The following is a 24613-nucleotide window of genomic DNA, read 5'->3' as shown; positions in this document are numbered from 1 at the left end:
TGGGCGGCCCGGATGCGGCTTACTTGGCGCGCGTCGCCTTCTTGGCGGCGGCCGGTTTGGTGGCAGCGGTCACGTCGCTGGCGGCCTTTTGCATCGCGGCCGAAGCCTCCTGCCCCATGTCCTTGCCGGCGGAGATCATCAGCTCGACGGTGTCCATCTGCACCTTCTTGGCGATCTCGGCGAAGGCGGACATGTTCTCGGCGGCAACCTCGGCCGAGGCCGAGGCGAAATCGCTCATCGCCTTGGCATAGTCGGCCGGCTCGGCCTTGGCCTTGGCGATCTCGTTCACCTTGGCCAGGGTGTCCTGGGCCCAGTGGCTGGACAGTTCGGCGGATTTGCCGGCGGCCTCGAGGGCCACGCCCGAGAGCTTCTCGCTCAGTGCGGCGGTGGTCTTGAAAGCATCGTCCATGGCGCTGGTGTCCACGGGGAAGGCGTTCATCATGTCTTTCATGACTTCGGAGTAATCTTTGTTCAGCATCGGTCTGGTCCTTTTGAACTCGGTGTCATTCGGGCGCAGGCCCGTCGTCTTGTGAAGTTTATATATTGCTGCATCGCAGCATTTCAAGGGTATTTTTCTGCGCTGCAGCATTTTGTGTCGGAACAGCAGAACGCCGGCCGAAAAACCACAAAAAAAGGGCAGGTCTTGCGACCTGCCCTTTTGCGCTCTTGCACCGGTTGGGAGGAGAGAGGGACAACAGCGCTTAAATCGTTGCCTTACTTGGCGGCGGCCTTCTTGGCGGCCGTGGTCACCTCGTCGGTGGCCTTCTTGACGGCTTTGGTCGCATCCTCGGTGATGTCCTTGCCGGCAGCCATCAGCAGTTCGACGGTGTCCATCTGCATTTTCTTGGCGATCTCGGCAAAGGCGGACATGTTCTCGGCGGCAACCTCGGCGGTGGCGGAGGCGAAATCGGTCATCGCCTTGGCATAGTCGGCCGGCTCGGTCTTGGCTTTCGACAGGTCAGCCAGCTTGGCCAGCGTGTCCTTGGTCCAGGAGCTCGAGATTTCCGAGGTTTTCCCAGCGGCTTCAAGGGCCACGCCGGTCAGCTTCTCGTTCAGGGTCGCGGTCGACTTGAACGCGCCTTCCATGGCGGAGGTGTCGACGGGGAATGCGCCCATTGCATCTTTCATCATCGCGGTAAAATCTTGGGTAGTTGCCATTGTCACTAATCCTTGCGCTGGTCGGGACGATCCCGGTTTACAACTCGTCTAGAGACAATATGCATGCTGCGTCGCAGCAATTCAAGAAAAATCGCTGCAACGCAGAAAAACTAGGCAGAACGCCGTTAAATCAAGCCTTTGGCTTGGCCACCACATAGGTTCCGGGCGCCGCCGCGAGGCCCGGATGCTCCGAATCACCGATGTCGCGGGCCGGAACCTGCTTGCCCGATCGCTTGGCAAGCCAGCCCTCCCAGCGCGGCCACCAGGACCCCTCGTGAAAGGTTGCCCCCTGCATCCAGGCCTCGGCATCGCCCTTCAGGTCGGTATTGGTATAGTGTCCGTACTTCTTCTTGCTGGGCGGGTTCACGATCCCGGCGATATGACCCGACTCCGAGACGATGAAGGTCTTGGAGCGCGATCCCATCTTCTGCACGCCGCGATAGCAATCCTTCCAGGCGGCGATGTGGTCGGTCTCGCAGGTGATCGACATCAGAGGAACGCTCACGTCCTTCACGTGCAGCGTCTCGCCCAGGATCTTGAAGCCGCCCTCGCAGAACTCGTTACGCTGGCACAGCCCGCGCAGGTACTGCACCGCCATCCGTCCCGGCAGGTTGGTGCTGTCGCCGTTCCAGAACAGCAGGTCGAAGGCCGGCGGCGCCTCGCCCAGCATGTAGCTGCGCACCGCCGGGCCATAGACCAGATCGTTGGACCGCAGGTAAGAGAAAGTGCGCGACATGATGTAGGAGCGCAGGATGCCCTGTTCGTCGACCTCGGCCTCGATCCCGTCGATGAAATCGTCCTGCAGGAAGGGGGTGAACTCCCCCTGATCGGAGAAATCGGTCAGCGCGGTAAAGAAGGTGGCCGATTTCACCGATGTGTCGCCGCGTTTCTTCATCAGCGCCAGCGTCAGAGACAGCGTGGTACCGGCGATGCAATAGCCCACGGCGTTGACCTGGGGCACGTCGCAGATCGCCTTGACCTCGCGGATCGCGGCGAGGATCCCCTCTTCGATGTAATCCTCCAGCCCGATCTCGGCATAGGAGTGGTCGGGGTTGACCCAGCTGACCACGAACAGCGTGTAACCCTGTTCTACGATCCACTTGATCAGGCTGTTCTGCGGCTTGAGGTCGAGAATGTAGAACTTGTTGATCCAGGGCGGGAACAGCACGATCGGGGTTTCATGCACGGTCTCGGTGGTGGGTTTGTACTGGATGATCTCCATCATCCGGTTGCGGTACACCACCTCGCCCGGGCTGGTGGCGATGTTGCCGCCCACCTCGAACGCCTGTTCGTCGGCCAGGCGGACCACCAGTTCGCCGTCGTTGGCCTCGAGGTCGGCGATCAGGTTTTCCATCCCCTGCACCAGCGACTGCCCCTCGGTCTCCAGCGCCTTTTCCAGCGCATCCGGGTTGGTGGCGAGGTAGTTGGTCGGCGACATCATGTCGACGATCTGCTGGGCAAAGTACTTGAGCCGCCGCTTTTCCTTTTCGTCCATGCCCTCGACACTGGTGACCGCGTGTTCGATGGCCTCGGCGTTGATCAGGTACTGCTGCTTGACGAAGTTGAAATAGGGGTGGCTGTCCCACAGCGGATTGGAAAACCGCTTGTCGCTGGGGCCGGGATCCTCGGGCGCGGCCAGCTTGCCCTGCGCCAGCGCCTGCTGCGCCTCGGCGAAATGCTTGACCGACTTGCCCCAGAACTCGATCTGGTTTTCAAGCAGCTTGGCCGGGTTCTGCACCGCCTGGGTCCAATAGGCGGTGGCGGCCCGGGTAAACAGCTCCTGGTTCGGGGCGTTCAGCGCCGGGTTGTGGGTGGTCTTGTTCGACATCACCTCCATCAACCGCTTGGAAAGGGTTTCGACCTTCTTGAGATTCTCGGTCAACTTGTCGAGAGGTTCGCCGGCCACGGCGCCTCCACCATCGTCACTAGTTGTCATTTTAACGAATCCCCCCTAATCTTTCTGCCATGCAGAATACCGTCGCAGCGTTCGGGAGGCAAAGCGACGATTGAACCTAACGGTGTAAATCGCGAACCGAGGAGACCCGAATGCGCTATATGATGACATACGACCTGATGGAGACGGCCCGAAACGCCAACCAGTGGCTTGGTGCGACGGCGCAATCCTTTGCCTCCTACCCCGCCTTCAGCATGATGCCGAACCCGGCGCTCAACTGGATGGCCGCCTGGGGCGAGGTGACCGAGCGCACGTTCCAGCGCATGGTGGTCAAGCCCGACTGGGGCATCCGCACCGTCACCTGCGAGGATGGCAAGGACCACGTGGTCGAGATCCAGACCGTGGTCGAGAAGCCGTTCGGCGATCTCATCTACTTCAAGGTTCCGGGCCGGGACATCCAGCCGCGCAAGGTGCTGCTGGTCGCGCCGATGTCCGGGCACTATGCCACCCTGCTGCGGTCGACCGCCCAGAGCCTGTTGCCCGATTGCGAGCTTTACGTGACCGACTGGCACAACGCGCGCGACATCCCGGTGTCGGCGGGCAAGTTCGACATCGAGGATTACACCCTCTACCTGGTCGATTTCCTGCGCCACCTGGGGCCGGACACCCATGTGATCGCGGTCTGCCAGCCGGCGCCGCTGGCTCTGGCCGCCACCGCCTACCTGGCCGAGCAGGACCCCAAGGCGCAACCGCTGTCGCTGACCCTGATCGGCGGCCCGATCGACCCCGACGCCACCCCCACCGAGGTGACCGATTTCGGTCGTCGCGTGACCATGGGCCAGCTCGAGGAAACCGCGATCCAGCGGGTCGGGTTCAAGAACAAGGGCGTCGGACGGCTGGTCTATCCGGGCCTGTTGCAGCTCAGCTCGTTCATCTCGATGAACTCGGACCGCCATGCGGATGCCTTTTCCAACCAGATCCAGCGCGTGATGCGCGGCGAAGCCGGCGATCACGACGCCCACAACCGGTTTTACGACGAGTATCTCGCGGTGATGGACATGACCGCCGAGTTCTACCTGTCGACCGTCGAGCGCATCTTCAAGAACGGCGAGGTCGCCAGGAACGCGTTTGTCGTCGACGGGCACAAGGTGGACATCGGCAAGATCACCAAGGTCGCGGTCAAGACCGTCGAGGGCGCCAACGACGACATCTCGGCCCCCGGCCAGTGCATCGCCGCGCTCGACCTGTGCACCGGGTTGCCCGACAGCATGAAGGCCAGCCACGTCGAACCCGGCGCCGGTCACTACGGCATTTTTGCCGGCCGGTCCTGGCGCGACAACATCCGCCCGTTGGTGATCGAGTTCATGAACGCCAACAGTTCGGCCCCGGCGCCCCGGCGCGCAAAACGCCCGGCCAATCGCAACGCGGCCGCCAGCTGATATGCACAAGGGCGCGGTGGGCTGATGCCGCCGCGCCGCTTTGCGACCCGCGATCCCGCGTCGGGCGTCAGTCCGTCACGGAGGGGCGCGGCATCTCGAACCAGCCGCGCAACGCCGCCAGAACCGCTTCCGACGCCTCCAGCGTCGGCAGGTGACCGGCCCCTTCGATCACCGTCAGCTCGGCCGTCGGCATCAGCTCGGCCATGAAACTGTGCCGTTTCACCGGGGTCAACCGGTCATGCGCGCCGCACAGGATCAGGGCCGGCGCCTTGCACTTGCGCAGGGTGCTCTGCTGGTCGCGCCGCCGTTGCAACGCCCGGTTCTGGCGCACGAACACCTCTGGCCCCAGGTCGGCGGCCATGGCATAGACGCTGTTCAGCACCTCCATCCGGCGCGGTCCCGGGGCGAGATAGTCGGGCTTCATCGCCTCGCGCATCACCTCGTCCAGCCGGCCGGCGCGCACCCCCACGATCATCGGCTCGCGCGCGGCGGCCTCGGGCGGGGATTCCGCCAGCGGGTTGGTATCCATCAGGCACAGGCGGGTGATCCGGTCGGGCACCCGGCGCAGGATCTCCATCGCCACGATGCCGCCCATGCTGAGCCCGGCCAGCGCGAACCGCTGCGGCAGCTGGTCGATGATGTTCGAGGCGATCTCCTCGATCCGCTCGCCCTGGGTGACCGGGGCCACCATCACCGCGCGCTCGCGGCTCAGGATGTTGATCTGCGGCTCGAAAATGCGTGCGTCGCACATCATTCCGGGCACCAGGACAAGGGCTTCGGTCATGCGGAAATCCTTTTTTGCATCGACGGATACCGGGGCCCCAGGCCCCTGCCGGTACCATGCGGTTTTCCATCCGGCCCGGCAAGCGGTTGCAACCCCGGTCAGGGGTAGACGACGCCACGAAAGGGCGGAAAATCGCGATGGCGCGCCCGGCGTTGCTCGGGCGCCTCGGCCGGTGCCTCCCCGGCGCGCAGCAGGGTTCCGCGCGGGGCGATATAGCTGTCGATGCGGCGTTGCGGTTCCGGTCGCCAGGCGATGTTGAAGGCGCAGAGCCGGGGAAAGAACCAGACCTCGGAAAACGGCAGGTGATCATACAGCCACCAGGCCAGATCGCGCCAGTCGCGGCCCTGCGCGTAACGATCAGCGAACCAGGGGATCACCACGCTGGCCCCGGCCACCCGCTCGGCCCCGCGCCCGCGATCCCAGATATGGCATTCCAGCGGGTGATCGTTGCGGGCGCAATTCAGACCATTCTCATTGCCGAACCGGTTCAGCTCCGCCGAGCGGTAGCCCGAGCGCACCGCGATCCGGCCAAAGGTCTCTTCCAGCGGGTCGAGCAGCGTTTCGCAAAGCGCCCGGCCGGTCTCGATCGCCAGGTCGGGATCATCAGGCAGGTTGGGGACGCGATGGAAACTGCCGATCTCGGAATAGAGAAAATCGCGGAAAAAGAAATGCTTCGACAGCCGGACGCGCCCCAGCTCCTCCAGCCCGCGCATGCTGCCCGGTGTCCGCATGGGCCTACCGCAGCCCCTGCGCGTGCAGCCAGTCGATCATGCCCAGGGCCGCCACCTCGGTCTGGTCCGGAGACAGGATGTCGCCGGCGATCACATGGGCGTTGGGATCGTCCACCGGCCCCGGTTTCACTGCCTGCACCCGCGCGCCGCCGCCCCAGCGCGCGGCGATCTCGCGGCTGATGTCGGGGCGCACCACCCCATCGTCATCCGACAGCCAGAACAGCGCCGGCACCCGCTCACCGGAATAGTCCAGCCGCGCCGCCCGGCGCACCAGCGCCGCCATCGGCATCAGCGCCACGGTGGGATACCCGGTGGTCCAGAAGCGCGCCTGCCCGTCATTCTGCGGCGTGAACCCGTGGTCGCGCCCGGCCACCAGCGGCACCCAGTAGCGCGCAGCGGGCAGCGTCAACAGCACCGCCGCCGGATCGTTGATGCCGAAATTGGGCGAGACGAACACCGCCGCCGCGACGCGCTCGGACATCTGCGGATCCCGCATCGCCACGGCGGCCAGCGTCGCCCCGGTCGAGGTGGCGATCACCACCACCCGGTCGCCCACGGCGCGGGCCACCGCCAGCCCCTCGGCCAGGTCCGCCATCCAGTCACCGACATCCGCCTGCGCCATGGCCGCGCCGCCGCGCCCATGGCCGCGCAACCGGGTATAGACCAGGTTCGCGTCCAGCGCCTCGGCCACGAGATCGGGCACCGGGCGGATCTCTTCCGAGGTGGCAGAAAACCCATGCACGTACAGGATCGAGACCGGCGTGCGCTGCTCTTCATGGCCCGGTCGCCAGACCACCCGCTTTTCCACGCCGGGGGTGATGTCGTCGAACCGGGCCTCCTGCGCGGCCAGGTAGTCGGACACGCCCGCCTCCAGTCGCGCCGGATCGAACTCTGCCTTGAGCGGCACCGGCTCATAGGGGCCGAACGCCCAGAGACCAAGGCCCACCACGCCGAGGGAAAGCATCCCCCGCCGCAACCACTTCTCAAAAACCTGCATCAGCCCTCTTTCAGCACCTCGTCCAGCGCCGCCTCGATCAGCCCCAGGCAGGGGCCGTCGGAAAACCGGTGATCGGCGTCTTTGACCAGCGTCAGCCGCATGTCCGGGCATGTCGCGTGATCCATCAGGCGCAGCGCGGTTTCGGTGGAAACGGCGGTATCGGCGGTGCCCTGCAGGCAACGCACCGGGAACGGCAGCGCCAGCGGGTCACGCAGCACCAGCCGGCGGCGGCCATCCTCGATCATGCGTTTTGTGATGACATAGGGCTCCATGTAATCGGAGGTCTTCACCACCTGCCCTTCGCGCGCGAGCTGGTCCTTTTCCTCATCGGTGAAACTGGCCCAATAGCCGTCCTCGGTAAAGTCGGGCGCGGCGGCGATGGTGACCATTCCCTTGATCCGCTGCGGGATCTCGCGCGCCATCAGCAGCGCCTGCCAGCCGCCCATGGAGGAGCCGACCGGCACGATCTCGCCCTCGGTCAGCGCGCCGACGGCAGCCAGCGCATCCTCGTGCCAGTCGCCGATGCAGCCCTCTTCGAAGGTGCAGCTGCTTTCACCGTGACCGGAATAGTCGAACCGCAGAAAGGCACGGCCGCGCGCCCTGGCCCAGGCCTCGAGGTGCAGTGCCTTGGTCCCCTCCATGTCGGATTTCAATCCGCCGAGGAACACGATCCAGGGCCCCTGCCCCGTGCTGCGGTGATAGGCGAGCCGGCGCCCCTGGGGCGTTTCAAGAAATGTCGTTGCGGGCATGTGATCTCCTTGCCCGGGATCATGCCGACAGGAGGCGCCCCGTGCAATCGCCAATTGCACGCGCAACCCGCTCCATTATCCGTGGCAATATTTCCGATGGTGCGCTGCTGTTCGCAATGCGTCGCATGCGGATCAGGCAACCGGGTCGAACGGTGCGAAAACCGGGCCGGAGCCGCTGGAAAACCCATCGCGGCGCTGACATAGAAACCCGATGCACCGGGGCCGCGACACCCTCCGCGCCCCTCGAACCCTGGACCGGACACACATGAGCAAATACGCCCTTACCGTTTCCTGCCGCACCCAGCGCGGCATCATCGCCGCCGTTGCCGGCTATCTCGCCGAGACCGGCTGCAACATCCTCGACAGCCACCAGTTCGACGACCTGCAGACCGGCCGCTTTTTCATGCGCGTCAGCTTTGACAGCGAAGAGGGCCGGACCCGCGAGCAGCTGATCGAGGGCTTCACCCCGGTGGCCGAACGGATGGAGATGGAATTCGACGTGCACCACAGCTCCGAGCGGATGAAGGTTCTGCTGATGGTGTCCCGGTTTGGCCATTGCCTGAACGACCTGCTGTATCGCTGGCGCATCGGCGCGCTGCCGGTGGATATCGTCGGCGTGGTGTCGAACCACCTCGATTACCAGAAACTGGTGGTCAACCACGACATCCCGTTCCACCACATCAAGGTGACCAAGGAGAACAAGCCCGAGGCCGAGGCGCGGCTGATGGCCGTGGTCGAGGAAACCGGCGCAGAGCTGGTCGTGCTGGCCCGCTACATGCAGGTCCTGTCCGACGCGCTGTGCCAGAAGATGTCCGGGCGGATCATCAACATCCACCATTCCTTCCTGCCCAGCTTCAAGGGCGCCAATCCCTACAAGCAGGCCTATGAACGGGGCGTGAAACTGATCGGGGCGACCGCCCACTATGTCACCGCCGATCTCGACGAGGGTCCGATCATCGAGCAGGACACCGTGCGCGTCACCCACGCGCAGTCCTCCGCCGACTATGTCTCGCTTGGCCGCGACGTCGAGGCCCAGGTGCTGGCCCGCGCGATCCACGCCCATATCCATCACCGCACCTTCATCAACGGCAACAAGACGGTGGTGTTCCCCGCCTCGCCCGGCTCCTACGCCAGCGAAAAGATGGGCTGACCGCCCGCCCCCGCGCCGGCCACGGCGGGCGCGGGAAACCACCGACGGTGACGTCGCACGGGTTGCAATCGCGCCCTCGCTCCGGGCGCCTTCCTGTCAGACCGGAACAACGCCGGCCGGGGCGCACCTGCGGGCGTCTCATGGATCGCTCGCTTGCGCGACCTCGCGCAGGTGAATCCCCAGCAGAACCAGAGCCGGCCACAGCATGTAGGCCTCGATCTCGATGTTCTCGCCGAAAGACAGCAGCACCATCGTCATCAGGATGCCCATCGGCAGCCGGCCACGCGGGTGGCGGGTGGCGTCGAGCATCGCGAAACCGGTGTGCCAGACCATCGGCACCAGCAGCGCGAGCAAGCCCACGATCCCCTTGACGAACAGCAGGCCGAACCAGGTGTGGTGGCTGCCGATCGGCATGTATTCCACCGCGTGCGATCCGGGGTGCACGGTGCCATGGCCGAACCACGGGGCATCGTTCTGCCAGCGTTCCCGCGCGATTCGCTGGAGGGTTTCACGGACCCTTGTGCTATCGGCCCGCGCGCCCTTGAAGGCGGCGACAGCATCCTGTGCCAGCGTCACCAGCGCGGTGCCGATCACCGCCAGAGAGGCGGTCAGCGCGGCGGTGACGTGCCAGGCCCAGCCGCGCAGCAACAGCGGCATCATCCGCGGCGCGATGGTGCAGGCGACCAGCCCGACCAGCCCCATGCGGGATTTCGAGGCGAGGATCATCAGGATGCCGGCGCCAAGCCCGGCCAGCATCCACTTGCGGTCCTTCTCCTCGAGCGCGAAGAGCGCCATGATCACCCCCAGCAGCGCGGCAAAGGGCGACCAGGGCGCGTAGAACTGCCAGCGCGGCGTCCAGCTTGCCGGGTCGAAGGTGAACAGATAGACGCTGAAGTATTCCGGGCCGGGGCCACCGATCGCCTTGAGCGGCGAGGTGAAGATCCGTTCGGGCAGCCCGATGTAGGGCGCCGCCAGCAGCAGTGGCGCCAGCATCAGCGTCCAAGCGCCCAGCACGCATTGACCGCGCACGAGGATCTCCCGCCGGATCGGCAGCACCGCGCCGACCAGCGGGAACAGCGCCAGCAGGGCCCAGCCCTTGGCCCAGCCGATCGAGGATTTGATCGTCTGTTTCAGGCCCAGCCCCCAATCAAGGTGCCCGGCCCAGAGCGCCACCAGCATGACACCCATCCCCAGGATCCACGCCCAGATGATCGGCGGCACCGGGCCGGTGGCGCGCAGGTCGTCGCGGATCGCCGGCCCGAGGTAGAGCGACAGCACGGCCAGCCCCCCGAGAATCCACGCCAGCACCGGGCCGACCACGTAAAGCGCGCCGACCGCGTAGAACGGCCAGGTCAGGGTGATCGTCTTGTAGACGAGGGATTCGGCGGGGGTCTGCGGGGTCATGCGGTGACCTCGGCACCCTCGGGGGCCTTGAGCAGGCGGCCGATCACGGAGGAGCGGATCCAGCCCAGCGAAAGGCCCATCAGCAGCATCAAGGTGGCGGCGACCCCGGCGGCCAGCGCCAGCTTGCGATTGGGCGACGAAGGGCGGTCGGGCAGCGACGGGTTCTCCAGCACCTGCACCAGCGGGTAAGAGGCATAAACATCGGACTTGGTCGACTGGGCGCGGGCGATGGCGGTGGCAAAGACCGCCTCGGCAACCGAGAAATCGCGCTGCAGGTCCTGCAGCCGGGCCGCCGGGGCGGCGAGGGCCTGCAGGCGCGCAAGCTCATCGGTCAGCCGGGCGGAGAGTGTGGCGTGTTGTTCGGCGACGCCGGCGCGCTCGGCATCCATGCGGACAAGCTCGGCCAAGAGCTCGGCCCGCGCGCCGGCAGGCGCGAGATCGAGCGCCTGAAGCGCGGGTTCCCCCATGCCGGTAACCGCGCCGGCCTGTTCCAGCGCGGCTGCTTTGGCGGTGGCATGGGCGGCGCGGGCCTCCTGCACCTTGGGGTGCCCCTCGCCAAAGCGCGAGCGGGCCTCGGCAAGGCCGGCGGCGTGCAGCCCGACCTCTTCGGTGAGGGCGATGAACTGCGCGTCGGCATAGAGCTTGAGCGTGGCGGCCGCCGATTGCGCCGGGCTGCCCAGTGTCGCCTCGAGCGCGGCAACGCTTTGGGTCTTTTCCTGCAGGGTGGCGCTGAGGTCCTGCACCCGGCTTTCCAGCACGCGGGTGGCCTCGACGATGGCGTCGTACTGGTCGGCCGAGATCAGGCCGGTTTCCCGTTGCAGCCGGGCGATGTCGGCACGGGTGGCGGCGACCGAGGCGCGGTAATCGCCGATGGCGGCAAGGCCGCTGTCCTCGCGGGTGGTCTGCTCGTCGATGCGCAGCGCGTCAAGCTCGGCAAAGAACGCCGCCAGCAGGGCATCGCCGCGCGCCTGCGCGTCCTCGGCGCTGCTTCCGGTCATCTCCAAATGAATCAGGCTGGTCTGGTCGACCAGCTTGATCCGGGGCTTGCCGAAGGCGGCCCGGTCGAGGTTCATGGATTTGGCGGCGGCCGCGAGGATGCGGTCGGCACCGATCAGGCGCTTGTAGGTTTCGGTCGGGCTGACCGAGTTGGAGGAAAAGGCCGAGTTGGCATAGGACGACGCCTGCCCGATCCCGTTGAGGTTCATCGAGGCCGAGGCGCCCGATCCGGGCAGGATCAGCGAAGAGGTCGACAGGAAGGTCAGCGGCGCGGTGCGCAGGTAACCGACGATCGGGGCCCAGATCAGCGTGCCGCCGATAAGCGCAAAGGCGAGGTAACGCGGCAGCCGCCCCAGATCGCCGACCTTGCCGCCCATCAGGATACGTCGAAACGACAGCCGCCGGCGCGGGCGGGGTTTGGTCGGGAATCCGGTTTGGGCATAGTGCAGCGTCATGAGGCATCTCCTTGTGCGTCATGACTAGACCGGACCGGGCGGGAAATCTGCCGCGCGCCCGGGTGGCGCGGCGGGACATTGGCAGACCCGGCCTATCCGAACGGATAGATCAGAACAGCCCGGCCTCGCGCGCGATCAGCGCCGCCTGGGTGCGGTTCGAGGCCTCGAGCTTGCGATACAGCGTCTTCATGTGCAGCTTGACCGTGGGTTCGGTGAGTTCCAGGTCGCGGGCGATTTCCTTGTTGGACTTGCCCTCGGTCAGCCCCTTGAGCACCTGCAATTCGCGCGGGGTCAGTTTCTCGGCCAGCGGGTGCACGGGGGTATCGTCCACCGCGGTCATGAAGTCGATCGGGGCGTATTGCTCACCCATGGCCATGAACTTGACCGCGTTGATCATGGATTTCGCCGGCAGCGTCTTGGGCACGAAACCGGCGGCCCCGGCCTCGAGCGCCTGTTCCGCGATCTCCCGCGTGGCGGTGCCCGACAGCAGCGCGACCCGCTGGCCGCCCTTCATCGCCATCGCCTGTTTCAACCCGTCCAGCCCGTTCATCCCCGGCATATTCAGATCGAGCAGCACCAGGTCATAAGGCGTGTCGGATTCGATCAGCTTGCGGGCCTGGGGGAAATCGGCCGCGGTATCGGTTTCGATATCGCCCTGCGCCTGCAGGAACATCACGAGCGTGTCGCGCAGCAAGTCGTGGTCATCGGCGATCAATACACGCATGGCGGCCTCCTTGGTTCCCCTACAGCTAAACCGGGATTCGGACCGTTGCACGACAAAAATCATCCCCGATCATGACGGCGGCCCGTCCCGAAAGGATAGGGTTCGATGCCTTCGGGTAGCGGTGTTGACCGACCGGAGCGGCGCGGCGTCGAAAGTGCCGCCAAGCTGTCCGTCCGCTTCGTTGAGCGCTTTGGCGGCCTCCGTCAGCTTGAGGACAACTTTCGTCACCTCAAGGGTTTACGCCATGAAACACGCTTCCTTCTCCGCCGGGTTCGATCTTGCCGATCTGATCGAAACGCCGCGCCTTGCCACTGCATTCGTGCCCGCCCTCGGCCTCGACCTGGTGGATGCGACGACCGACCGAGCGATCGCCGGGCTGCTTGCGCCGGGACGCCGCCGGGCGTTTTTCATGAACGCCCATTGCTGCAACACGCGCCGCCACGACGCCGCCTATGCCGATGCGGTGGCGGCGGCGGATGTGCTGTTGCCGGACGGAATCGGGGTCGAGCTGGCCGCCAAGATGAGCGGCGTGGCGCTGAGTGAGAACCTCAACGGCACCGACCTTGTGCCGGCCCTGCTGGAAAAGGCCGCGCGCATGGGCAGGTCGGTGTTCCTGTTCGGCGGCAAGCCGGGCTGCGCCGATGCGGCGGCGAACAGGTTAATCCACACCATTCCGCACCTTCGGATCGCGGGGACGCGGGACGGTTACGCCGGGGCAGCCGATGCCGAGGCGGTGATCGCCGACATCAACGAGAGCGGCGCCGATATCGTGCTGGTCGCGCTGGGGGTGCCGATGCAGGAGCTTTGGCTGCACCGCCACGCGCACCGGCTGGACGCCCCGCTGACCCTGGCGGTGGGGGCGCTGTTCGATTTCCTTGCCGGCACCGTGGTGCGGGCGCCGAAACCGGTCCGCCGGATACGGATGGAATGGGCCTGGCGCCTGGCGCAGGAACCGCGCCGCCTTGCCAGGCGCTATCTGGCCGGCAACATCACCTTCCTGGCCCATGCGGCGAAAACCCTGGTCGCGTGGCGCTCTTTCGCCGATGTCCAGCGCCGGTTCCTCGATCTCACGGTCTCGGGCGCGGCGCTGTTGGTGCTGTCGCCGCTGCTGATCCTGACCGCGCTGGCGATCCGGCTGGACAGCCGGGGGCCGGTGCTGTTCCGGCAGACCCGCGTCGGGCGTGACGGCACCCCCTTTACCATGTTCAAGTTCCGCTCGATGAGCACGGATGCCGAGGCCCGGCGCGCCGAGCTGCTGGCCAGTTCGGACCGCGATGGGGTGTGCTTCAAGTCCCGCAGCGATCCGCGCGTCACCCGCGTGGGGCGCTTCATCCGCCGTTTCTCGATCGACGAACTGCCGCAGGTCCTGAACGTGCTGCGCGGCGAGATGGCCATCGTCGGCCCGCGCCCGGCGCTGCCGAGCGAGGTTGCCCTCTATCCCCGCCGCGCGCTGGGGCGGTTGGTGGTCAAGCCGGGGATCACCGGCGTCTGGCAGGTGTCGGGCCGGGCCAACATCGGCTTCGACCAGATGGTCGAGATGGACATCGCCTATGCCTCGTCGCGCAACCTGCTGCTTGACCTGGTGCTGATCCTCAAGACCTTCGGCGCGGTGTTCTCAGGGCGCGGCGCGTACTGAGCCGCCCCTATCCGAAAGGATAGGTGGCTATCCGTCTGACCGGATGGGCGGGGGTCGGACGGCGTGGCATAACGGGACAAACGCCGAAGGGATTTGCCAGATGTATCGCGTTCTTTGTCATGTTGCGGCCGTGGTCGCCCTCTCCGCCGCCCCGCTCCGGGCAGGGGAGCTTGCCGCGCCCGAGGGCGATGTCATCCTGACCGTCACCGGCGCGATCACCACCACCAACGATGGCGACAGCGCCCGCTTCGACCTTGGAATGCTCGAGGCGCTGGAGGACCGGAGCATCGAGACCGCGACGATCTGGACCGAGGGCACCAAGCTGTTCCAGGGGGTGTCGCTGTCGACCCTCGTCGACACGCTCGGGATCGAGGGCGACAGGCTGCGTGCCACCGCGATCAACGATTACACGGTGGAAATCCCCCTCTCGGACGCGGTCGAGGGCGGGCCGATGATCGCCTACCGGATGGATGGCGAGGTCATGTCGGTCCGCAACAAGGGGCCACTCTGGATCGTCTACCCCTATGACGGCAATTCCGATTACCGCACCGAGGTGATCTATTCGCGCAGCATCTGGCAACTCGACCGGATCGAAGCGGTCGAGTAACCTTTGACGCGCCCCGCGTTCGCCCACCGAACGCCATTTCGTCAGAGAGAACCGGCATGTTCACGTTGAAGACCCCCCCGTTGCGGACCCGGCTGCTGGCCTGGTTCCTGTTGTCGGTTCTCGGGCTCGCGGTTGTCGCCTTCATGTCGGTGACGGTGGCAAAGGACCTGCGCCTGCTGAATTCGGCCAGTTCCGACAATGTGCAGTGGACGCTGTCGCAGGCCGAGGTGGAGTTCCTCGAGTACGAGTTGCACCTCGCCCGGGCGATCCAGGACCCAGCCCCGCACCTGCGGGACCTGCGCCGCGAATTCGATATCTTCTACAGCCGCGTCGCGACGCTCAGGGAATCCTCGATCTATGAAACCCTGCGCCGGCAAGAGGATTTCTCGACCAACCTCGACAAGATCCACGCCTTCCTGCTGGGCACGGTCCCGGCGATCGACGGCAGTGACGCCGATCTGATCGAGGGTCTGCCGCACCTGTTCGAACAGGCCCGGGACATCCGGTCGACTGTCAGGCGGCTGTCGATCTCGGGGCTGACCCATTTCGCCGCGGAGTCCGACCAGCGTCGCACCAAGATCGCGGTGACCTTGATGCAGATGGCGGCGGTGGTGAGCATCCTGCTGTTGGCGTTGCTGTTGCTGGCGCTCTACCTCAACCGCCTGAACATCCAGAACATCCGGCGCCGGTCGCAGGTCGTCGAGGCCAACAAGAGGATGAAGATCGTCACTGGAACCGCATTGGACGCGGTGGTGGTCAGCGATGCCACCGGCCGGGTTCTGGATTTCAACGCCGCGGCGGAACAGATCTTTGGCTATACCACCGAAGAGGCGATCGGCCGCGATCTGGCCGATCTGATCGTGCCGGACCATTTCCGCGCCGCCCATGAGGCCGGCTTGAAACGGATGCGCGAGAGCGGCGAAAAGCGCGTGGTCGGCAAGGGGCGGGTCAAGCTCGAGGCCAAGCGCGCCGACGGGCAGCTGTTCCCGGTCGAACTGGCGATCCAGTCGGCCCAGACCGACGACGGCGAACGGTTCATCGCCTTCCTGCGCGACATCTCGCATCTCGTCAAAGCCGAGGCGGAACTGGTCGCGGCGCGGGATCGCGCGCTGGCCGGGGAAAAGGCCAAGACCGATTTCCTCGCCACCATGAGCCACGAGATCCGCACGCCGCTGAACGGGCTGCTGGGCAACCTCTCGCTGTTGCGCGAGACCCGGCTCAGCCCGAAACAGGCGCGCTACATCAAGAACATGGACACCTCGGGCAAGCTGCTGATGGGCCATATCTCGGACGTGCTGGATATCACCAAGTACGATGCCGGAAAACTGCGCCTGCGCCCGGTCGAGATGAACATCAGCACCCTGCTTCAGGACATCATCGACAACCAGAGCGGCGCCGCGTCGGCCAATGACACCACCCTGCAATGGGGCTGGGTCGACGCACCGCTGACCTGGATCCGTGCCGACCGGGACCGGATCCAGCACATCCTGATGAACCTGATCGGCAACGCGGTTAAGTTCACCCATGGCGGCAGTGTCCGGGTCACCGCCCAGGTGGATCGCGACGCCCCCGAAGGGCCGCAGCTGCTGGTCACCGTCCGCGATACCGGCATCGGCATCGACGCGGACCAGATCGACCGGATCTTTGACGATTTCATGACTGGCGACAGTTCCTATGACCGCGATGTCGGGGGCACCGGGCTGGGCCTCGGGATCGCCAAGCGCTTTGTCACCGCCTTGGGCGGAACCATCGAGGTGGACAGCGAAAAGGGCACCGGCAGCACCTTTCGCATCCGCCTGCCGGTCGAACCCATCGCCGCACCGGCGCAGGCGGCAGGCCACGAGACCGGGGGCGAGGCCGGGCGGCCAAAACATGTGCTGCTGGTCGAGGACAACGAGATCAACCGGGTGCTGGCGCGCGAGATGCTGACCGCGGCGGGCCACCGGGTGACCGAGGCGCCCAATGGCCGGGTCGCGGTCGATCTGGCCGAACAGCAGCATTTTGACGTGATCCTGATGGATATCAGCATGCCGGTCCTGGACGGGCGCGGCGCCACCCGCGAGATCCGGGCCGGGACGGGCCCCTCGGCCCAAAGCCCGATCATCGCGGTGACGGCCAACGCCATGGCCGAGGAAAAGCAGGCGTTCCTCTCCGACGGGATGACTGACATCCTGACCAAGCCGCTGACCCGGGAGGGGCTGCTCAAGGCGGTGTCCGACCAGGCCGCCCCGGCTCCGGCGGAAACAGAGGCGGTGGCGGATCTTGTCGACCGCGCCACGCTTGACGAGATGCGCGACACGCTGGGCGCCGAGGCCCAGACCGCCCTGCTGGGGCGGTTCGTGACCGAGGTCGACCGGACGCTGTCAGAGCTTTCTGACGCCGATCCACAGGACCTGACCGAGACGGCGGCACAGGCGCATAAAACCGCCGGCAGTGCCGGTGTCATGGGGGCGGCGAAACTGCGGGCCGCACTGGTCGCGGTCGAAAACGCTGCCAAGCGCGCCGATCACGCCGGCACCAAGACCGCGATCAAGGCCCTGCCCGCGATCTGGGCGGCGACCCTGCCGATCCTGCAGGTGCAGGGCGACCGGGACGACAGCTGAGCGCGAGGCGTCCGCCTACAGGCCCAGAACCCCCAGCACCCGGCCGATTTCCCCGGCATTGGTCACCGTGCTGTCATAACAGGCAAGGGAATCGCCGGGCAGCAGGAAGGGGTCGTAATCGTCGCGATCGGCGCGGCGCAGCAGGTTCTCGATATTGCGCTCGATCACCACGGACACATCCGTCACCGGGTTGCGCGAGAACAGCACCGCCGAGCGGTTGGCACTGGTGGCACGCGCCCCGCCGACGCAGTTGGTGTTAATCACCGCCTGCAGGAACCGCGTGCCATAGGGCACCTCCCGCGCCTCGCGCCCGATGGCGGATGAGGCATTGCTCGCCGCCGGCTGGGTCAGGTTCGACAGGAACAGGGTGATCCCCGGCGGGCTGACCGGGCTGGGCCGCATCAGGTCCTCCTGGAAGCAATCGCGGCTGTGCACGCGGACCTCGTCGCCGGTCAACAGCATGATGTCGACCGCGTTGCGCCCCTCGAAGACGCCGCGCATGTCGAGCTTGTACAGGGTCCCGCCGCGGCGCACCTCGACCGACGACAGGTCGGCGTCGGGCCGCACGCCCCCGGCGGCGCGCAGCGCGGCCGACAGGTTGCGCCCCTCGCCGGCCGCGCCCAGTGCGCCCTGCCGACGCACATCGACCTGATCGCCCTGGATGCCGCCGATCTCCACCGCGTGCGGCTCGAACACGGCGCCGGACACGCCGACGGTGACCGAGGCGAAATCCGCGATCCGGACCGAGATGCGCGGGCGTTCGGAAAAGAAATCCCGCTCGACCAGCTGGCGGGCGATATCGCTTTCGACCTCGCCGGTGCTGCGGCCCTGTGCGCGGACCGGCGACAGGAACGGCAGTTTCAGCGTCCCGTCGCGGGACACCACGTAGTTGCCGTTGAAGGTCTCGTCGTCGCCGACCCGGATATCGACCAGGTCATTGCGCGACAGCCGCTCGCCGCGCAGGGCATGGGCCGCCAGCGCCTCGCCCTTGCCGCCGGTGCCACCGCGCGGTGGCCGGCAGGTGCTGGCGTTGATCCGTTCCGACCGCAGCAGGCCCGCATCGCCCCGGCTGACGTCGGGGGTTCGGTACTGCGCCTGATAGCCGCCGCCGGTTTCCACCGGCCCGATATTGTCGGGGGTGTCGAAACTGGCGCAGTTGCCCAGCGCCAGAACGGCGGCAAGAAGCGGCCCGGATCGTGTGAGTTTGCGCATCGCTGTCCTGGTCCTGTCACCGGCGGTTTTCCAATTGATAGGCAATCAACGTTTTCCGGTCGAGAGGACGTTGGCCCTGCACACCCTATCCGTTCGGATATGATGCTGTTCCGTTGCACCCCTGCCCTCTCCGCCGGGGTCGGGGACAGGCGGGCGGGATGGGCCCATAACAGGTCCAACAGTTTCGATTGGACCGAATGCATGACCCTGACCCTCAGACCCTCGCGCGTTGCGCAGAACCTGTTCGCCTATGGCGCGTCCGAGGTGGCGGCCAAGGCCTCGCGCCTGCTGGTCGTCGTCGTGGTGGCGCGCTCGCTCGACCTGGCGCAGATCGGCGTGGCGGCGGCGGCGCTGGCGGCAGCGGACATCCTCAAGGCGCTGACCGAGAACGGGGTCGGTCAAAGGATCATCGCCGCGCGGGATGAGGAGCTGCCGCAGACCTGCGCCGCCGCCCACCGCATCTTCTGGCTCTGGTGTGTCGGGCTGTTCCTCGCACAGGCGGCGGTCGGCCTCGCGCTTTACTCGACCGGGGGCAGCCTGGAATTGCTTGTCCTCATCCTTTTGCTGGCGGGCGAATACCTGTTCATGCCCGCCGGGCTGGTGCAGGCGGCGCTGGCCATGCGGGCGGGCAAGCTGCGCCAGACCGCGGCAATTGCCGGGGCGCAGAACGTCGGCGCGAACCTGATGTCGGCCGGGCTTGCCCTGGTCTGGCCCTCGGCACTGGCGCTGATCCTGCCGCGCCTGCTGACCGCGCCGTTCTGGCTGATCGCGATGCGCCGGCTGCACCCCTGGGTGCTCGACCTGCGCAACGGGCGCGCGCCGCTGCGCCCCTTCGTCCGCTTCGGCGGCGCCGTGCTGGGGGTCGAACTGGTCAAGGCGATGCGCCTACAGGCCGACAAGCTGATCGTCGGCGCCCTGATGGGGGCCGAGGCGCTGGGCCTCTATTTCATGGCGTTCAACGCCGGGCTCAGCCTTGCCAATTCCTTTGCGGTGGCCTTCTCCACCGTGTTGTTCCCGCATCTCTGCGCCCATGACGACAAGGCGCTGGCACTGCGCCAGGGGCTGATCCTCGCGCTGTCGCTGATCACGCCGGCGGTGATCCTGCAAGCCGTCCTTGCGCCCTATTACGTGCCGGTTCTGCTGGGCGACGGCTGGGCCGGGCTGGACCAGATCGTCTCGATCCTCTGCCTTGTTGCCATTCCCACCACGCTGTGGTCGGCCACGGCAGGCTGGCTGCGGGCGACGGATCGGGCATCGCGGGAGTTCTGGGTCACGGCGGCGATGACGCTGGCGCTGATGGCGAACACCGCGGTGCTGAGCCCGCAGGGGTTGACCGCCATCGCCACCGGCTACGCCCTGATCGCGACGGTGGGGATGGTCTGGGCCTCGCTGCCGGCGCTCTCCTTCGCCTTTGGCCGTTCTTTCGTGAGGATCTGATCCATGACCACCTTTTCCATCGTCCTGCCCTGTTTCAACGCACAGGCGACCATCCCCGACACGCTGGACGGTCTCACGGCGCAGACCTTCGCCGATTGGGAGGCGATCTGCGTCGATGACGGATCGACCGACACCACCACCGACCTGATCGCGCAGGCCGCGACCGCTGATCCGCGCATCCGGCTGCTGCGCAATCCGGGCAAGGGTCCCAGCGCAGCGCGCAACTTCGGCGCCGCCAACGCAACGGGCGAGGTGATTGCCTTTTGCGACGCGGATGACATCTGGATGCCGGGCAAACTGGCCGAACTGGCCGTTGCCTTCGCGGATCCCTCGGTTGATGCCGGTTTTGGCCGGATCGGGTTCTTCACCCGCGCCCCGGAGGATGCGACCGTGTTCTCCACCGTGCCGGCGGGTGATCTGAGCATCGCGATGCTGCTGGGCGAGAATCCGGTCTGCACCATGTCCAACATCGCGCTGCGCCGCCGGGCATTCGAAACCACGGGCGGATTCGACGCGACGATGGTCCACAACGAGGACCTGGAATGGCTGATCCGGCTGGTGGGCAAGGGCGCGCGGGTCGTCGGCCTGCCGTCGCTGCATACGATGTACCGGACCTCGACCGGCGGGCTGTCCTCGGACCTCGGCGCGATGCTGTCGGGGCGGGCGCGGGCGATCGAGACCGCCGCGCGCTTCGGCGTTGCCCCCGACGGGCGCAGCCATGCCATCCACCACCGCTACCTCGCGCGCCGGGCGCTGCGCCTGGGCGAGGGGCGGACGCTGGCGCTGCGCCATGCGCTCCGGGGGCTGGCCCATAGCCCCACGGGGTTCTTTTCGCCGCTGCGCCGGGGTGCCCTGACCCTGCTGGGGTCCCTCGCCGCGCTCACCCTGCCGCGCAAGACGCGCCAATTCCTCTTTTCCTGATATCCCTCAAGGACCGTTCAAAATGACCTTTGCCTCGATCATCGTTCCCGCCTTCAACGTCCAAACCACGATCCGCGAGACCCTGACCGCGCTGCTGGCGCAGACCCACAAGAGCTACGAGATCATCATCGTCGATGACGGATCGACCGATGACACCGCCGCCATCATCAAATCGTTCGAGGACGGTGACAGGGTGCGGGTGATCCGCCAGGTCAATCGCGGCCTGGCCGGGGCGCGCAACAGCGGGATCGCGGCGGCGCGGGGGGAGGTGATCGGTTTTTGCGACGCGGATGATCTTTGGGTTCCGTCAAAGCTGGCCGCCCATGTGGCGCATCTGGAGGCGAACCCAAAGGTCGGCGTCAGCTATTCCGGCTCGGCCCTGATCAACGATGCGGGCGAGAGGCTGTCGCAGGCGCAGCACCCGCGTCTGAATGACGTGACAGCTGCCGTGATCTTCAAACGCAACCCGATCGGAAATGGCTCGGCCCCGGTGCTGCGCCGCGAGGTGTTCACGGAGATCGCCTATCGCCCGCGCCACGAGACCCGGCGCGACTGGTACTTCGACGAGACCTTTCGCCAGTCCGAGGATATCGAATGCTGGCTGCGCATCGCGCTCTCCACCGAGTGGGGGTTCGAGGGGGTGCCGGGGTTGCTGACCCATTATCGCATCAGCGCGGGCGGGCTGTCCGCCGCCACCGACCGGCAGCTGGCCGCGTGGGAGCGGATGGTGACCAAGCTGACCCCGTTGAACCCGGCGTTCTTCGCGGTCAACACGGCCGATGCGCGGGCCTATCAGCTGCGCTATCTGGGCCGCCGCGCGATCAGCGACCTGGATGGCCAGAGGGCGCTGGCGCTGGGCCGGGCCTGGCTGGCGGAATCGCGGGCGCCGCTGATCGAGGAGCCGGTGAAATCGCTGATCACCCTGACCGCGACCGGCCTGCTGTCGGTTCTGGGCGGTACGCTCATTCGCAAGGGCATGGCGCTTGCCTCTCATCCCCGGACGGGGGCGCCGACATGAGCCGCCCGCGCGTCGTGCACCTGGTCGATGACACCACGGCGGGGGGCGTGATGCGGGTGCTGGACCATATCCTGACCGCGCCGGAGATGGGCGAGATGGCGCAGCACGACCTTGTGCAGGTAACGCGCGGCCGGATGTCGTTGAAACGGATCGAGGCCGACGTGATCGTCTCGCACCTCGCGGTCAGCTGGCGGGCGCTGCCGATGCTGGCGGCGCTGAGGGCGCGTCATCCGCGAACGCCGCTGGTTCATGTGGAACACAGCTATACTCAGGGGTTCACCGCCGCCAACGTCCGCCGGAAACGGCGGTTCGCGACCCTGTTGCGCCTGTCCTATCGCCTGTTCGATCGCGTGGTCGCGGTCAGCCGGGCACAGGGCGACTGGCTGATCCGCAGCGGCGCCGTCCCCGCCGCCTCGCTGCGGGTGATCCGCTCCTGTGTTGATCTGTCGGCCTTTCGCGCGCTGGACCCGACCAAGGGGCGCCCGCGCGTGATCGGGGCGATTGGCAGGCTGGATCGGCAAAAGGGGTTCGACACCCTGATCCGGGCGTTTCGCCACCTGCCCGACCCGGACCTGAGCCTGCATGTCCATGGCGAAGGGCCGGAACGGGACCGGTTGTGCGCCCTGGCGGGCGACGACCCACGCATCCGCTTCATGGGGTTTGCCACCGATCCGGTCGCCGCGATGCAATCGGTCGATGTCGTCGCCATGCCGTCGAAATGGGAGGCCTATGGCCTCGTCGCCATCGAGGCGCTTTGTGCGAAACGATGCCTGCTGATCAATCCCGTCGATGGCCTGACCGATCACATCCCCCACGGCGCGCAGGCGGTCGACGACACCTCCGAGGGGGCGTGGCAGACCGCTCTGACCCGCCTGTTGGCCACCCCGACCCCGCAGGCCGCGCCCCTGCCCGATACCCGCTTCGAGGCGGATTTTGCCAACCAGTGGAGGGTCTTGTTGACCGACCTACTGCAAGAGGACCCCGCCAATCACCGGCCCCGGGACCGCGCCCCGACCGCCGGTCAGGCCCCCCGTATCGAGGCCGGAGGCTGACACGGAAGGGTCGCCGACAACCCGTTCCGCCCATGGGCCCTGCGCCCGACCGGCAGCGGCAGCTATCGAACTCCTTTGTCAGAATGCGATTCGGGCGTAGGATGGCAGGATGCCTTCGCCCCCAAGCGATGGCGCACGGGGGTGCGCAGGCTGTTCGGAAAGGTTGGTCGCCATGCGCGAATCCTTTCACACCGTGACCCTGACGATCCTTTTGACAGCCGCCGCCGCAGCCATGGCCGGGGCGCAGGCCCCGCCGGATTGCGATCCGATGGAACAGCTAGCCTGTTCCTGCGAGGCCGCCGGGATTGATCCGGTCAACAGCACGGTCAGCGCCTGTTTCATCGGCGACGTCAACACGATCACCGCCAACCAGGCCGACAGCTTCACCGCGCGGATATTCGCCGGGATCAACTGGCCGGTCAAACTTGACGACAACGGGCGGGTGGTGCCGGGCGTGCCCGATTACACCGCCAGCCTCGACGGCAACTGGACCACCGTCTGGGAAACCTGGAAGAGTACGAACCACATCTTTCGCGGAAACCAGCCGCCGCTGGACTGGAACAGCGACGCCTACCCGCTGCCCGAGGCCTGCGCCGAGATCGACGTCGAGGCCGCCATGGCCGAGGTGCCCTATGCCGACCGGATCCCGAACACCATGCAGCCGCGCCTGCTGGACGAATACGTCAACCCGGAGGGGCACGCACTGCTCGACCGCAACGGGGTGCCGGTGCGCTATGACGTGATCTTCAACAAGGCGGCCTACGACTACACGGTCGAGAACAGGCTGTGGAACGCCCGCGCGCTGGATCAGTTTTTGGAAAAGAACGGCAAACTGTCCCTGCCCGAGGGCAGCTGGATCAAGCCCGCCGAGGGCCGCCAGCGCGGTGCCATCGTCCTGAAATCGTCCTGGATGGTGATGGACAAGGACCACGACCCGGACAGGTTTCACATGGCCTGGGCCTATGTCACGCCGGTGATCGAGAACGGCACACTCACCCATGACTGCCAGTTGAAGCCGGTGGCGCTTGTCGGTCTGCACGTTGTCTACAAGACCCAGAGGTTCGCGAAATGGGGCTGGGGCACGTTCGAGCACCGCGATGTCGCGCCAACCTGGAACGAGATCGGCGATACCAAGGCCGGCGTCTACGCGGATGGCGCAGCGGTTCCGAAATGGCTGTTCTTCGAACGGGACCACGACGGGGCGGCGCGGCTGAACCGGCCGCCAAAGGGGCCGACCGACGACCGCCCGTCGCGGGTCGCGTCGTTCTACGCGCCGGGATATTATGCCGAGCCGATCGGTATCGCCAAACCCGACTGCTCGGACACCGACCAGAATTTCTGGTGTTTCAACGCGCGGCTTGCAGCGGGGTTTGGGAACAGCCCGCTGAAGAACTACCGCCTGCACGGAACCCAGTGGGAGCTGTTGAATTCCGGCGGGCGGCTGGTGCCGGAAATTCTCGGAAATGCCACGATGGAGACCTACACCCAGAGCACCTCGAGCTGTCAGACCTGCCATTCCTACGCGGTGCCCGAGCATTCCAGGGCCCCGCGCGGCACGCTCGATTTCCTCTTTACCTTCAACCGGGACGTCTTGCTGCGGTCGATCCCGTCTCAAACCAAGTAGCCCCACCCGACCAACAGGAAGG

21 protein-coding genes are annotated in these 24613 nt (G+C 66.4%); 10 read left to right on the top strand and 11 right to left on the bottom strand.

Annotated elements, in window-relative coordinates:
* Positions 1-19: 19 nt before the first annotated feature.
* From ABWV23_RS07550 to ABWV23_RS07540, 3 genes are all read right to left on the bottom strand, one after another.
* Positions 20-478, bottom strand: coding sequence for a phasin family protein (locus ABWV23_RS07550; RefSeq protein WP_353346578.1), 459 nt, complete (start codon positions 476-478; stop codon positions 20-22).
* 236 nt (positions 479-714) lie between these two features.
* Complete coding sequence (locus ABWV23_RS07545) at positions 715-1158, bottom strand: phasin family protein (RefSeq protein WP_353346576.1); 444 nt, start codon at positions 1156-1158, stop codon at positions 715-717.
* Positions 1159-1288: 130 nt separating this feature from the next.
* Positions 1289-3094, bottom strand: coding sequence for a PHA/PHB synthase family protein (locus tag ABWV23_RS07540; protein ID WP_353346574.1), 1806 nt, complete (start codon positions 3092-3094; stop codon positions 1289-1291).
* A gap of 110 nt (positions 3095-3204) precedes the next feature.
* Between ABWV23_RS07540 and phaZ the strand changes: the two genes are divergently transcribed.
* Positions 3205-4491, top strand: coding sequence for a polyhydroxyalkanoate depolymerase (gene phaZ / locus ABWV23_RS07535; protein ID WP_353346572.1), 1287 nt, complete (start codon positions 3205-3207; stop codon positions 4489-4491).
* 67 nt (positions 4492-4558) lie between these two features.
* Here the strand turns inward: phaZ and ABWV23_RS07530 are convergent, their stop codons facing one another.
* The 4 genes from ABWV23_RS07530 to ABWV23_RS07515 all read right to left on the bottom strand — a co-directional run bounded on the left by ABWV23_RS07530 (position 4559) and on the right by ABWV23_RS07515 (position 7752).
* Positions 4559-5275 carry an alpha/beta fold hydrolase gene (locus tag ABWV23_RS07530; RefSeq protein ID WP_353346570.1) on the bottom strand — a complete coding sequence of 239 codons (717 nt, stop codon included), beginning with the start codon at positions 5273-5275 and terminating at the stop codon, positions 4559-4561.
* A 98-nt stretch (positions 5276-5373) separates the two neighbouring features.
* The gene (locus ABWV23_RS07525; protein ID WP_353346873.1) at positions 5374-5988 is read right to left on the bottom strand and encodes a hypothetical protein; all 615 of its coding nucleotides are present in this window, start codon (positions 5986-5988) and stop codon (positions 5374-5376) included.
* Between the two features lie 22 nt (positions 5989-6010).
* Positions 6011-7003: an alpha/beta hydrolase gene (locus tag ABWV23_RS07520; RefSeq protein ID WP_353346568.1), complete on the bottom strand. Its 993-nt coding sequence runs from the start codon at positions 7001-7003 to the stop codon at positions 6011-6013.
* Positions 7003-7752: an alpha/beta fold hydrolase gene (locus ABWV23_RS07515; protein WP_353346566.1), complete on the bottom strand. Its 750-nt coding sequence runs from the start codon at positions 7750-7752 to the stop codon at positions 7003-7005. The genes ABWV23_RS07520 and ABWV23_RS07515 overlap by 1 nt, the downstream gene beginning before the upstream one ends.
* A 265-nt stretch (positions 7753-8017) precedes the next feature.
* Between ABWV23_RS07515 and purU the strand changes: the two genes are divergently transcribed.
* Positions 8018-8902, top strand: coding sequence for a formyltetrahydrofolate deformylase (gene purU, locus ABWV23_RS07510; protein WP_353346564.1), 885 nt, complete (start codon positions 8018-8020; stop codon positions 8900-8902).
* A gap of 138 nt (positions 8903-9040) precedes the next feature.
* Here purU and ABWV23_RS07505 read toward each other — a convergent pair whose 3' ends face one another.
* From ABWV23_RS07505 to ABWV23_RS07495, 3 genes are all read right to left on the bottom strand, one after another.
* Entirely contained in the window at positions 9041-10306 is a 1266-nt protein-coding gene (locus tag ABWV23_RS07505) for an O-antigen ligase family protein (protein WP_353346562.1), read from the bottom strand.
* On the bottom strand, positions 10303-11757 hold the full coding sequence (locus tag ABWV23_RS07500; RefSeq protein WP_353346560.1) for a GumC family protein: 1455 nt from the start codon (positions 11755-11757) through the stop codon (positions 10303-10305). Before ABWV23_RS07500 ends, ABWV23_RS07505 begins: the two co-directional genes overlap by 4 nt.
* A gap of 109 nt (positions 11758-11866) precedes the next feature.
* Complete coding sequence (locus ABWV23_RS07495) at positions 11867-12481, bottom strand: response regulator transcription factor (RefSeq protein WP_353346558.1); 615 nt, start codon at positions 12479-12481, stop codon at positions 11867-11869.
* Between the two features lie 244 nt (positions 12482-12725).
* Here ABWV23_RS07495 and ABWV23_RS07490 point away from each other — a divergent pair, with 244 nt between their 5' ends.
* The 3 genes from ABWV23_RS07490 (at position 12726) to ABWV23_RS07480 (ending at position 17327) form a co-directional block, all read left to right on the top strand.
* The gene (locus tag ABWV23_RS07490) at positions 12726-14117 is read left to right on the top strand and encodes a WecB/TagA/CpsF family glycosyltransferase (protein ID WP_353346556.1); all 1392 of its coding nucleotides are present in this window, start codon (positions 12726-12728) and stop codon (positions 14115-14117) included.
* A 100-nt stretch (positions 14118-14217) separates the two neighbouring features.
* A complete protein-coding gene (locus ABWV23_RS07485; RefSeq protein WP_353346554.1) occupies positions 14218-14724 on the top strand; it encodes a putative pterin-binding protein in 507 nt (168 codons plus the stop codon).
* Between the two features lie 56 nt (positions 14725-14780).
* Positions 14781-17327 (top strand): hybrid sensor histidine kinase/response regulator, encoded by a 2547-nt coding sequence (locus ABWV23_RS07480; protein WP_353346552.1) that lies wholly within the window; start codon positions 14781-14783, stop codon positions 17325-17327.
* A gap of 15 nt (positions 17328-17342) precedes the next feature.
* Here the strand turns inward: ABWV23_RS07480 and ABWV23_RS07475 are convergent, their stop codons facing one another.
* Entirely contained in the window at positions 17343-18539 is a 1197-nt protein-coding gene (locus ABWV23_RS07475) for a polysaccharide biosynthesis/export family protein (RefSeq protein WP_353346550.1), read from the bottom strand.
* A 201-nt stretch (positions 18540-18740) separates the two neighbouring features.
* On the opposite strand from ABWV23_RS07475, the gene ABWV23_RS07470 reads away from it, so the two are divergent.
* The 5 genes from ABWV23_RS07470 to ABWV23_RS07450 all read left to right on the top strand — a co-directional run bounded on the left by ABWV23_RS07470 (position 18741) and on the right by ABWV23_RS07450 (position 24591).
* Entirely contained in the window at positions 18741-19976 is a 1236-nt protein-coding gene (locus ABWV23_RS07470; RefSeq protein WP_353346548.1) for an oligosaccharide flippase family protein, read from the top strand.
* A 3-nt stretch (positions 19977-19979) separates the two neighbouring features.
* Complete coding sequence (locus ABWV23_RS07465; RefSeq protein ID WP_353346546.1) at positions 19980-20897, top strand: glycosyltransferase family 2 protein; 918 nt, start codon at positions 19980-19982, stop codon at positions 20895-20897.
* Between the two features lie 22 nt (positions 20898-20919).
* Positions 20920-21915 (top strand): glycosyltransferase family 2 protein, encoded by a 996-nt coding sequence (locus ABWV23_RS07460; protein ID WP_353346544.1) that lies wholly within the window; start codon positions 20920-20922, stop codon positions 21913-21915.
* Positions 21912-22967: a glycosyltransferase gene (locus ABWV23_RS07455; protein WP_353346542.1), complete on the top strand. Its 1056-nt coding sequence runs from the start codon at positions 21912-21914 to the stop codon at positions 22965-22967. Before ABWV23_RS07460 ends, ABWV23_RS07455 begins: the two co-directional genes overlap by 4 nt.
* Positions 22968-23139: 172 nt before the next feature.
* Positions 23140-24591, top strand: a complete 1452-nt coding sequence (locus tag ABWV23_RS07450; protein ID WP_353346540.1) for a hypothetical protein — start codon at positions 23140-23142, stop codon at positions 24589-24591.
* Positions 24592-24613: the final 22 nt, after the last annotated feature.

This window comes from Aquicoccus sp. SU-CL01552 (assembly GCF_040365005.1).
GTDB lineage: Bacteria > Pseudomonadota > Alphaproteobacteria > Rhodobacterales > Rhodobacteraceae > Antarcticimicrobium.
Note: the sequence above shows the minus strand (reverse complement) of the source record. Positions and strands in the feature narration are given on the sequence as shown.

Coding starts and splice junctions, on each gene's coding strand:
- ABWV23_RS07500 (WP_353346560.1), bottom strand. CDS start 11,757: ATGACGCTGCACTATGCCCAAACCGGATTCCCGACCAAACCCCGCCCG.
- ABWV23_RS07520 (WP_353346568.1), bottom strand. CDS start 7,003: ATGCAGGTTTTTGAGAAGTGGTTGCGGCGGGGGATGCTTTCCCTCGGC.
- ABWV23_RS07475 (WP_353346550.1), bottom strand. CDS start 18,539: ATGCGCAAACTCACACGATCCGGGCCGCTTCTTGCCGCCGTTCTGGCG.
- ABWV23_RS07480 (WP_353346552.1), top strand. CDS start 14,781: ATGTTCACGTTGAAGACCCCCCCGTTGCGGACCCGGCTGCTGGCCTGG.
- ABWV23_RS07465 (WP_353346546.1), top strand. CDS start 19,980: ATGACCACCTTTTCCATCGTCCTGCCCTGTTTCAACGCACAGGCGACC.
- ABWV23_RS07540 (WP_353346574.1), bottom strand. CDS start 3,094: ATGACAACTAGTGACGATGGTGGAGGCGCCGTGGCCGGCGAACCTCTC.
- phaZ (WP_353346572.1), top strand. CDS start 3,205: ATGCGCTATATGATGACATACGACCTGATGGAGACGGCCCGAAACGCC.
- ABWV23_RS07450 (WP_353346540.1), top strand. CDS start 23,140: ATGCGCGAATCCTTTCACACCGTGACCCTGACGATCCTTTTGACAGCC.
- ABWV23_RS07455 (WP_353346542.1), top strand. CDS start 21,912: ATGAGCCGCCCGCGCGTCGTGCACCTGGTCGATGACACCACGGCGGGG.
- ABWV23_RS07470 (WP_353346548.1), top strand. CDS start 18,741: ATGACCCTGACCCTCAGACCCTCGCGCGTTGCGCAGAACCTGTTCGCC.
- purU (WP_353346564.1), top strand. CDS start 8,018: ATGAGCAAATACGCCCTTACCGTTTCCTGCCGCACCCAGCGCGGCATC.
- ABWV23_RS07460 (WP_353346544.1), top strand. CDS start 20,920: ATGACCTTTGCCTCGATCATCGTTCCCGCCTTCAACGTCCAAACCACG.
- ABWV23_RS07505 (WP_353346562.1), bottom strand. CDS start 10,306: ATGACCCCGCAGACCCCCGCCGAATCCCTCGTCTACAAGACGATCACC.
- ABWV23_RS07530 (WP_353346570.1), bottom strand. CDS start 5,275: ATGACCGAAGCCCTTGTCCTGGTGCCCGGAATGATGTGCGACGCACGC.
- ABWV23_RS07525 (WP_353346873.1), bottom strand. CDS start 5,988: ATGCGCGGGCTGGAGGAGCTGGGGCGCGTCCGGCTGTCGAAGCATTTC.
- ABWV23_RS07545 (WP_353346576.1), bottom strand. CDS start 1,158: ATGGCAACTACCCAAGATTTTACCGCGATGATGAAAGATGCAATGGGC.
- ABWV23_RS07495 (WP_353346558.1), bottom strand. CDS start 12,481: ATGCGTGTATTGATCGCCGATGACCACGACTTGCTGCGCGACACGCTC.
- ABWV23_RS07515 (WP_353346566.1), bottom strand. CDS start 7,752: ATGCCCGCAACGACATTTCTTGAAACGCCCCAGGGGCGCCGGCTCGCC.
- ABWV23_RS07485 (WP_353346554.1), top strand. CDS start 14,218: ATGTATCGCGTTCTTTGTCATGTTGCGGCCGTGGTCGCCCTCTCCGCC.
- ABWV23_RS07490 (WP_353346556.1), top strand. CDS start 12,726: ATGAAACACGCTTCCTTCTCCGCCGGGTTCGATCTTGCCGATCTGATC.
- ABWV23_RS07550 (WP_353346578.1), bottom strand. CDS start 478: ATGCTGAACAAAGATTACTCCGAAGTCATGAAAGACATGATGAACGCC.